Origin of the sequence: Spirochaeta isovalerica (genome assembly GCF_014207565.1) — a bacterium.
GTDB lineage: Bacteria > Spirochaetota > Spirochaetia > DSM-2461 > DSM-2461 > Spirochaeta_F > Spirochaeta_F isovalerica.
Genome location: NZ_JACHGJ010000017.1, coordinates 1 through 8,919 on the forward strand (window position 1 = coordinate 1; position 8,919 = coordinate 8,919).

At 29.9% G+C, this 8,919-nt stretch carries 11 protein-coding genes; all 11 read right to left on the bottom strand.

Annotated features, from left to right (window positions below):
- Positions 1-332, bottom strand: a 332-nt coding sequence (locus HNR50_RS21830) for a transposase (protein ID WP_184748935.1), incomplete at its 3' end; no start/stop codon positions are given.
- A gap of 246 nt (positions 333-578) precedes the next feature.
- Complete coding sequence (locus HNR50_RS21835) at positions 579-1,544, bottom strand: SH3 domain-containing protein (protein ID WP_184748936.1); 966 nt, start codon at positions 1,542-1,544, stop codon at positions 579-581.
- 172 nt (positions 1,545-1,716) lie between these two features.
- A complete protein-coding gene (locus HNR50_RS21840) occupies positions 1,717-2,187 on the bottom strand; it encodes a DUF3592 domain-containing protein (protein ID WP_184748937.1) in 471 nt (156 codons plus the stop codon).
- Positions 2,187-3,002 carry an ion transporter gene (locus HNR50_RS21845; RefSeq protein WP_221439962.1) on the bottom strand — a complete coding sequence of 272 codons (816 nt, stop codon included), beginning with the start codon at positions 3,000-3,002 and terminating at the stop codon, positions 2,187-2,189. Before HNR50_RS21845 ends, HNR50_RS21840 begins: the two co-directional genes overlap by 1 nt.
- Before the next feature lie 103 nt (positions 3,003-3,105).
- A complete protein-coding gene (locus tag HNR50_RS21850; protein WP_184748938.1) occupies positions 3,106-3,723 on the bottom strand; it encodes a hypothetical protein in 618 nt (205 codons plus the stop codon).
- Positions 3,724-3,877: 154 nt separating this feature from the next.
- A complete protein-coding gene (locus HNR50_RS21855; RefSeq protein ID WP_184748939.1) occupies positions 3,878-5,170 on the bottom strand; it encodes a tetratricopeptide repeat protein in 1,293 nt (430 codons plus the stop codon).
- Between the two features lie 217 nt (positions 5,171-5,387).
- The gene (locus HNR50_RS21860) at positions 5,388-6,275 is read right to left on the bottom strand and encodes an SH3 domain-containing protein (protein WP_184748940.1); all 888 of its coding nucleotides are present in this window, start codon (positions 6,273-6,275) and stop codon (positions 5,388-5,390) included.
- Positions 6,276-6,518: 243 nt separating this feature from the next.
- Positions 6,519-6,803, bottom strand: a complete 285-nt coding sequence (locus HNR50_RS21865; RefSeq protein WP_184748941.1) for an STAS-like domain-containing protein — start codon at positions 6,801-6,803, stop codon at positions 6,519-6,521.
- 3 nt (positions 6,804-6,806) lie between these two features.
- Positions 6,807-7,751 carry an ATP-binding protein gene (locus HNR50_RS21870; RefSeq protein ID WP_184748942.1) on the bottom strand — a complete coding sequence of 315 codons (945 nt, stop codon included), beginning with the start codon at positions 7,749-7,751 and terminating at the stop codon, positions 6,807-6,809.
- Positions 7,744-8,226 carry a hypothetical protein gene (locus tag HNR50_RS21875; RefSeq protein WP_184748943.1) on the bottom strand — a complete coding sequence of 161 codons (483 nt, stop codon included), beginning with the start codon at positions 8,224-8,226 and terminating at the stop codon, positions 7,744-7,746. Before HNR50_RS21875 ends, HNR50_RS21870 begins: the two co-directional genes overlap by 8 nt.
- A gap of 206 nt (positions 8,227-8,432) precedes the next feature.
- Complete coding sequence (locus HNR50_RS21880; RefSeq protein WP_184748944.1) at positions 8,433-8,888, bottom strand: hypothetical protein; 456 nt, start codon at positions 8,886-8,888, stop codon at positions 8,433-8,435.
- Between the last annotated feature and the right edge of the window lie 31 nt (positions 8,889-8,919).

An 8,919-nucleotide genomic window follows, 5' to 3' on the forward strand; every position in this document is an offset into this window, starting at 1 on the left:
GAGGATATGAAATCAGCGATAGTAGTAAAGTGAGGTTTTGTGTCGGCGGCCAATGCCATACAAACTATATTCTCTTCGCAGAGCCTGGCTATTTTTCGGCTGCTGATAATTCCCCGGGAATAGGCGAAAAGGACAACCTTCAGTAAAATTGCCGGATCATAAGCGGGAGCTCCCGTTTCATCATTTGCATATTTATTATTGAAGACAGATAGATCGAGACTATCTATTACTCTGTTTAAAGTATGCTCAAAGGTGTCGGGTAATATCTGATTTTTCAAATTAACAGGAATCATCAGCTGCTGATCATAGGAATAATACTTGTATCGGGCCATATTTCCCTCCCAGTTAAGAAAATTTTACCACGATTGGTTTATAACTGAAAGGAAAATGACTTATTCTACAGGCTCAACGCCCGCATAACGAGCAGAATTGTTCCTGTAGCAAAGCGGAAGGATTTGGCGGGGTACTTGCATTCGAACGAAGTGAGTGCAAGTACCCTGACAAAAAAATCTGTCTCTGTTCATGCGTTTGTTATGTTTTGATCATTGCCCTCAAACAGCTCCATGTTATACTCAAACCTATTGAAAAGGCTCATAATTACTGCTCAGAAATATTCGTTCTTTGGTAATAAAATTATATTTATATTTCACAACGACATCATATATGAAACTACTGTCATTAGGTTTTTCATTTTGGCTTATATATTCTTCATAGTAGTTCATTGTTTCCTGGTCTATTCGGCCTTTATTAATATTCCAGTTACTTACTACATAACAAATTTCAATTTCATTTCCACTTAAGTTTAAATTTCTAAAATAGGAACCCCTAAAAATATATTCACCTGTTTCAATATCTTTGATTGTTACACCTCTTGATCCAGGTGAAGTGCCATGATCTTGTATTAAATATTCTCTATCATCAGAAATGATACACCATGCCGATTCCATTTCATTTCCATAATATGTGACATGTTCAATTGTATTATCATTTGGATACCAGATATATGTACCTGGAATATCATAATACATAAATTCTGGCATATCATCTGCCCAAACGAATGTGTAATAATTCTGACTTGGTTCTTTATGTGGGTACACTTCTACTTCTCGCTTATCCCCATTGTGATTTATATTTAATATCAGTTTTCCATTTCTTCTACTTGTCGGTTGAATATATTCTTTAAAAGTTATTTGTGAAGGTTTTATATCTGAAATCTCGTTTATAAATTTACTCCATAACCATCCGGTTCCGTCATATAGCGGATAAATTTTACTTTTATCTTCATCAATTTTATTTACTCTTACCCAATAACCAGTATGGTTATCAATTGTCTCTTCTTCCATTGATACACCAGAAACTCGTATATTCTGACCAATATGATATTGATCTATCTTTTTTCCACTTAAGGATGGATCTTGTCTCACATTTACATAAGAAATATTCATATCTGTTAAATATACAGTACCCCAGTATTTCATTTTGAATTCTTCTGAGAATAAATAAACTGATATAAACGATAGTAATAATATTAGTATTTTTTTCATTTTTTCCTCTTTTAATTCAACATAACGTCGCCATAACGAGCCGACTCGTTCCTGGAGCAAAGCGGAAGGATTTGGCGGGGTATTTGCATCGCAACGAAGTGGAGTAGCAGATACCCTGACAAAAGACTCGGTCTCAGTTCATGGCTTTGTTATGTGTTTTTATATTTTCCATCTATCCTAGGAATGTATTCCAAATTTCTTTGAATATTTTATTCTTATTTGATAAAGAACCCACAATACCAAAAAATATTAAAATTATCCCCATAATAATTGATGCATTCAGAAAATATTTTCGTCCTCCCAATACTAATACTGATTTTTTATGATTATCAGGATCATAATATGCTGGAAAACTTTTTCTCATGGGATATTGCACATAAAAATCTTCTTTATCACCAACTCCATTACTAAAACTACTACTCTTATATATTACTCCATTCACTTCATATTTATATTGTAAAACAATATCATACCCGCCTTTGGGTCTTCTTATTTTTTCAAGTCTTGTAATTTCACAGGTTGTTTTTAAATAATTATTTGTTTCTTTAGCTTTATAGAGAAAATCTTGTACTGGAACAATTATTAATAATATCCCGATACTTATAAATACAATGGAAGCTATTTTTATGATATTAGAACTCATTATTTCCTTTTTAATACTTTCTTACGTTTTTTATATTTGTATGCTTTTGCGCTTCTATTATAGTTTTGTTTTTTATTCTCTAGTTCTTCTGTGAATCCTGAACTAATAATACCAGTAGGTAAAGCGACTAAGCCTATCCCGAGCAGGGCAATAATCCCGCTTAGAATTTTTCCAAGTACAGATAAAGGGTAGACATCTCCATAGCCAACGGTTGTTAAGGTTGCGACAGCCCACCATAAAGAAGCTAATATATTAGGAAATCCATCAGGCTGTATATCTGTTTCAACATAATACATTACAGATGCAGCAAGAAGAATTAGTAGGAATGTAACAAATAGCGTGACTATTAGTTCCTCTTTTTTTTTCTTCAAAACTCTGCCTATCATGCTTAAAGAGGTTGTATATCTATTAATTTTAAATATTCTAAGTATCCTTGTTAGCCGAAGTATTCTTAGAAATCTCAAATCAACAGGTAATATCATTGGTATAAAAAATGGAAGGATTGCGAATAAATCGATGATTGCCATAGGGGAGTAGATGTATTTTAAAACTGCTCGAGCTTTATCGTTTTCTCTATATAATAAGTTTGATGTAATGATTCTCAATAAATATTCAATTGAAAAAATTGTAATTGATATTATCTCAAATATGTCTAGCTGAGCTTGAAATCGTAGTGCAATAGAAGAGAATGATTCTAGAATAACTGAAATTACGTTGAATATTATTAATATAAGGATAGTATTATCAAAAACTCGACTATGATGATCATTGCTTTTTGCTGGCTCGATAATTTCAAATATCCTGTTTCTGATCATATGATGTCCTTTTCAAAAAATAAACATGCTAAAATAAAGCTATCTTCTCAATAAGAATAGATTAAATTTACTTCTTAACCACTGTTTTGTAACATATTTAGTTTCATAACATGTCAGCTTGATCTTCAACGTAATATTTCCAAAAAGATTCTGTAGGGTAATCATAATTTTGTATTAACTCTGATCGTAAAAATTCTTTTTTCTGCGGAGATATGCAAATGGAAAGAAAATCCCATATAGGTTTTAACTTTTCATCAATTGCAAAACTAACTGTATTTCCAAGAATACCAGCATATATCACCATAGGAAATGAGCCCTCCAAAAATGGATGTGCATTTTGATTTGTTTTTAATATGCGAAATAAATAAGAGTAGAATGATGCAAAAACAGTTTTTAACAGTTCTAATTCGCCACTCTTTTTTTGCAAGGTAATAACAGTTTTTGCTTCTTGGCTATTTAATTTCAGCTTTTTTAATCCCTGAGTATTGATAGCATCTATGACTTTTTGAACTTTCTGTTCTGAATAGTTCAAAAAAATTCCGGAAGATAGATCTTCGACTGATTTTATTGAGTATGCTCTTAATAGAGAATCAATTTGCGCATTTAGTATCAAACTCGTTTTATTTGAAAAAATATTATTATCCTTTTCCATTGTGAATATAGCCTCTAAAAGGTTAATTGCAGAAAAAGTATCATTTCGATCGTAGAATATACCAAACATTTTTTTATTCTTTCCTTAAAAATCAAAATTGTTCCACATAACGTCGCCATAACCTGTTTTCGTGGCATTTATCCAGCCAGCGAAGCTGAAAGAGCAGGATATATGCCTAAGAAAATCTGGTTCATGGCTTTGTTATACAGTTTTTTAGTTTTCATTATTTCTGTATTTCAGCCCTAATGATATTCAATAATTCATTTTTATATTTGTATTCAGGACTTTTCATAAAATTGTCATTAATCCATGTATTAGATAATATATTTTTCTTGTAATTATACAGAAACCAGAATAAAGATGAGGCTGAGGCAATGTTAGGATTTTCAGTATAGACTCTCATTTTTTTTTGATACAGTAGGTCGATTATTGTTGGATCTAGATTATCAATATTAAGTATTCCATCCTTATAATGGTATTGATTGTATATTTCGCTAGTACCATCTCCAAAAGCAAAATCTGTTATTTTATGGCCGATTAGATAATTAGTATTATTAAATGTTTGGATCAATTCTAATCCTTCAACCTCACCAACTTCATTTAGGGTTTGATTATGGAAGGCCAATATTTTACCAGATTGATATGTTAAACCTCTGCTTAATATTAGTAATTCAGAACCAGTTGTGTTGTCTAAATTCTGTATTATATATGGTCCATCTCTCCGAATATTTTCTAAGATGTTTTCTGAATAGCTAAGTGATGGAACTGAAATTAAGTTACTTATTGTCTTATTCACAAATTCCCAATGATTATCAATCTTTTTGTATAAAGCGAAATAATAGCTTCCAGACATTTCACTAATAAGTGAATAGTTAAATTTTAGAAGAATTATTAACTCTTTTTCAGTATCACCATCAACATCTACTTCAATACTATCAATTGAAGATGCATTTACTGTGCTTAAATCATTGTGGATATTTATAAGGGTATTTGGTAACCGATATCTATTAAATAATAAATGAAAATCATCAAGAGATCTCAAATATGTAATATCAGTATCGTTCATTAAATGATTCCAATAAGAGTAGCCCTCATTGAGAGCTAGTTCAAAAAAATATAAAGATGAGTTTGAGTATCGCATTGATGCTGCACATGCAGCATTGTAATAGGCAAAATCCTTTCTCGAATAATCTGTCAATGCAGCCAATTCGTATGCTTTTTCACTTTGCTCAAATTGATTGAGAATAAATAATACTTCCCCGAAATCAAAATACCAATTAGAATTTGTCGCGAGTCGAAGGGCATCTATATATAATTTTTTTGCTTCTAAGAAATTATTGTTTTCATATTCTATTTTAGCTTGTAACGCAATTGGTTTAGCTTCTTCTATATTATTTCGTCCATCGTGTAATACATTTCTGTAATTCAATATATCAATTTCCTGAGACCAGGAAGTACTGATTATGAAAATTAATAGCAATAATATAAAACTTATTCTTTTAATAATCCAATTCATTAATTCACCTTTATAGATTAAATTTCTTTAGATCTAATAGTAAAATAGGGTAAATGAATTTAATACCCTAATTCTGTATAACATCCATTTAAATTGCAAACCGTATAGCTGGCGTAAATACTGCCGCGAAGCGAAAGGCAGTATTTATGACAGTAGGTTTGTCAATTTCAAATGCTTGTTAGGTGGATTTTTAAATAATCCTTTTTTTTTTAGTATTTTAATCATTCAAAAGCAAATATTCCCCAAACATCCACCCCTCTTTTCCATCAAGTGTCTTTATTTTATACCAATAATTTTCTGATAAATTATTGACTGAATACACAATATATGAGCGGTCTAATAAGTATACTTTATCTAAATTATTTACTTGAAATAAGACTTGACTATCCAAACCAATAGCATTCCTTACATTGATATGATTGTCATTAATAAAATATAAATTATCAGTTTCAAAATGTTTTTTTCCTGTTTCATATTCTCTCTTAAATTGGGACAGAAATGATTGATGATTTGCAGACTCTTCCTTTATATATCTTTGAGATAATTCATCAAAATAATAAAAAATGAAAGGGTCGGCATTATAGGGAGGTTTCGAGTCTTTACTAACTGTTTTAATAATTCTATAATTATTTTTAAAATATTGTTGATTATCAAGATATTGATAGAACCTATCGCCATCATCTTCACTTCTAGCTAATTCGATAAATCCTATATATTCTATTGTACTATTTTTTAATTCATAAATGGAAAGAGATTCTCTTTTTCCTGCATAAAATCCTATCATAGTTTTGAATTTTACAAAGACTTCTGGAAAGGAATCATTATTTAGGTCTTCTAGGAACACGTCAGTATACTGTCGCCCTAAACTTCCATATTCTGAAATAAGTTTTGTTCCATTAATGTCGATTTCCAAGTAATTTAAATCATCGAAACTATATTCATTTTCGGAATTTTGTAATATTTTTCTATAATCAATTACACTACAGTTATCAGATAGGAGAAGAACTGATTTTGAATATTCAGATAGATTAAAATCTTGGGAGAATACACCTGATAAAATTAAAAAAAGTATAACACTAGATAAGAGTACGTTGTTGTATTTCATTTTTGTTTCCTCAAAAATTTAAATTTAATAACTTTATAAATATATCATAAATAGAAAAATATTTTTTTATTTGGTTCTTATTTCCACCTAACGTCGCCATAACGAGCCGACTCGTTCCTGGAGCAAAGCGGAAGGATTTGGCGGGGTATTTGCTTCGGAACGAAGTGGAGCAGCAGATACCCTGACAAAAGACTCGGTCTCTGTTCATGGCTTTGTTATCTACGATTTAATATTCAATAATTTCTAATTTTCAGATATTGCATTTTTAATGCCTTGCTGAATGATAATTTTCATTTCATCATCAGCTTGGGTTATTCTTATTTTTTTATAAAACTGTTCTGCGCCTAGTTCTAAATAAATAGTACCAAATATTATTTTAGAACAATTCGTTGTTATAATTTCAATGTTTTCTAAACTAATTTCGACTTCATCATGGTCTTTTATTAATTGTAATAGATCTTTTGCAATTTCAAACCCTATTTCTTTGCTTGAGATATCACTACTCTTTTCACACATCTTATATAACATAATTTACTCCCATCTGATACTTAATCCGCAATCATCTTGCAATTCTGGAATATCACATATAGAAAAAGGTTCTGTTAAAAGAATTTTAAGTTGAATTATGGTACCTTTCCAAAATTTTCGATTATATATTTTCATATTATCTTTTTTAAAGTGCAATCGTCCATATCCTGAAGCTATGTATAATTCGCCTCTATTCATTTCAACCAATTTTTTTATTAACCAAAGACCCCAACCCATATGGTCTGTCTTGGGTTTAGATGTAATTCCCCTCTTTATAGCATTTAATAGTATTTGAGCATCATCTAAATCAGAATATTTTTCATATGAATCGCGTAAGTTTTTTATAATTCCAATGCCATTATCTGCTAAGGCAATTTCAAAGTAATCATTATTTCCTTTAGAAACCATAACAGTACCTGATTTTTGTTCTGCATGTGCCCAAAAATTACTTAATGTTTCGGTTAGAATTCTTGAAATTATTCTTTTTACTTTTTTATCTGAATAATATGTTCTAACACTTTCTAAGTAACTATGTTCCAGACTCGTTCTTTGATCTTCTTCATTTCTAATTATTCGATGTGGGGCAATAAATAATTTATCTTTTTTATCAATTGATAGTTTTTTGTAACTTTCATATATTTTTTTAGTTTGTTTTGATGAATTCAAGTATGTTTTCATAAGATCAAATATCCCCGCAATTGTAAACATACGTAATGATTTTTCATCCCAGCTAATTTTTGGATTTTTGAAAAGATGATTTTCAGCAGTAAAACTAATAAATCTATATACAAGTAATTGATTTAAAATTGATATTTTTTCAATTCTATTTATAAATATTATAAACTCTTTCCTTTTTATCGATGATTCAAAGATAAAGGAAATATCATCAATAAAATCATCTGATTTTGTTACTCCAAAATGTCTTGGTAATACAATTGAATTATTCAATATTCTTAAATTCCTCTGTAAAATTCTTTAGAAATGAAATTTCTTTACTATCATTTTTTTGTGTTGGGTCAATTAAAATACTACTAAAATAATCTAACATGTCGTCAATCAATCTACTTAATGAATTTGATAGATATAATTCTTTAATTTGTTTTTCAAGACGGATTCCTTGAATTACTGATTTATGTTTGGTATTAGTTTTTCCTGATATTAAATCATTAAATATTTGATTGTTTAATGTTATGAGTTTTGAATATAGTTCTTCATATACGACTATAGATTTCTCAATTATATTTTTATTCTTTTGAAAGGATAAATTATCATTATGCATTTTTTCAGTTGATGTTTTGCTAAGAAAGAAAAACAAGAGTTGTATTATCAAATTTAGTAATAAAAGTATAATTACAATTAAAGCACTTATATGATCACTTAGAAAAGAAGAAGCTACTTCAGTTGCTAAATCTTGTACACCCATAAAACACCTCTATAATATTATTGCATATGATTTAAAATAATACTAATATTTCCTTTTTAACTTTCTAGATAACGCCCGAATAACGTGCAGACTCGATCCTGTAGCAAAGCGAAAGGAATTGGCGGGGTATTTGCTTCGAAACGAAGTGTAGCAGCAGATACCCTGACAATAGACTCTGTCACTGTTAATTCGATTGTTATGTGGATTTACCATGATCTTCTTAGCATTTTTAGTTCATATTTTGTATTTCTCACTATTCTATAAGCATTTCCCTTATCATCTATTACAAACCGTATCATTTCTGAATTCACAGAATCTGTCATTGGAGTGATGATAATATTCATTAATTCCCCATATGTATTAAATGTCCATAATCCAGAACCGTTACTCCAGTAGTAATTTCCATCAACATCCATGCCAGAAAAAATGGATTCTAAAAATATATTTTGTCGACTTACAAAAGAATCCGAGTAGATGACCCCTTTTTCATTTAACCAATAATCTATAAATATTTTAGGGCTCTTAGTAATAAAATTATCATTATAAAATAAGTGTCCAGATCGAATCGAGTATGGTTCAATTTCACTATTTATAATATTGTTGAGATACCGGTGAAGATTGCCACCCATTCCGGATGAAAGTTGCCGCCTCATAGGCTTCATGCAACCTGTTAATTTTTCTTACCTCAAGTGG

Excerpts from the sequence above, each read along its gene's own strand:
- HNR50_RS21835 (WP_184748936.1), bottom strand. The coding sequence starts at position 1,544 with ATGAAAAAAATACTAATATTATTACTATCGTTTATATCAGTTTATTTA.
- HNR50_RS21880 (WP_184748944.1), bottom strand. The coding sequence starts at position 8,888 with ATGAAGCCTATGAGGCGGCAACTTTCATCCGGAATGGGTGGCAATCTT.
- HNR50_RS21865 (WP_184748941.1), bottom strand. The coding sequence starts at position 6,803 with ATGTTATATAAGATGTGTGAAAAGAGTAGTGATATCTCAAGCAAAGAA.
- HNR50_RS21855 (WP_184748939.1), bottom strand. The coding sequence starts at position 5,170 with ATGAATTGGATTATTAAAAGAATAAGTTTTATATTATTGCTATTAATT.
- HNR50_RS21845 (WP_221439962.1), bottom strand. The coding sequence starts at position 3,002 with ATGATCAGAAACAGGATATTTGAAATTATCGAGCCAGCAAAAAGCAAT.
- HNR50_RS21840 (WP_184748937.1), bottom strand. The coding sequence starts at position 2,187 with ATGAGTTCTAATATCATAAAAATAGCTTCCATTGTATTTATAAGTATC.
- HNR50_RS21850 (WP_184748938.1), bottom strand. The coding sequence starts at position 3,723 with ATGTTTGGTATATTCTACGATCGAAATGATACTTTTTCTGCAATTAAC.
- HNR50_RS21860 (WP_184748940.1), bottom strand. The coding sequence starts at position 6,275 with ATGAAATACAACAACGTACTCTTATCTAGTGTTATACTTTTTTTAATT.
- HNR50_RS21875 (WP_184748943.1), bottom strand. The coding sequence starts at position 8,226 with ATGGGTGTACAAGATTTAGCAACTGAAGTAGCTTCTTCTTTTCTAAGT.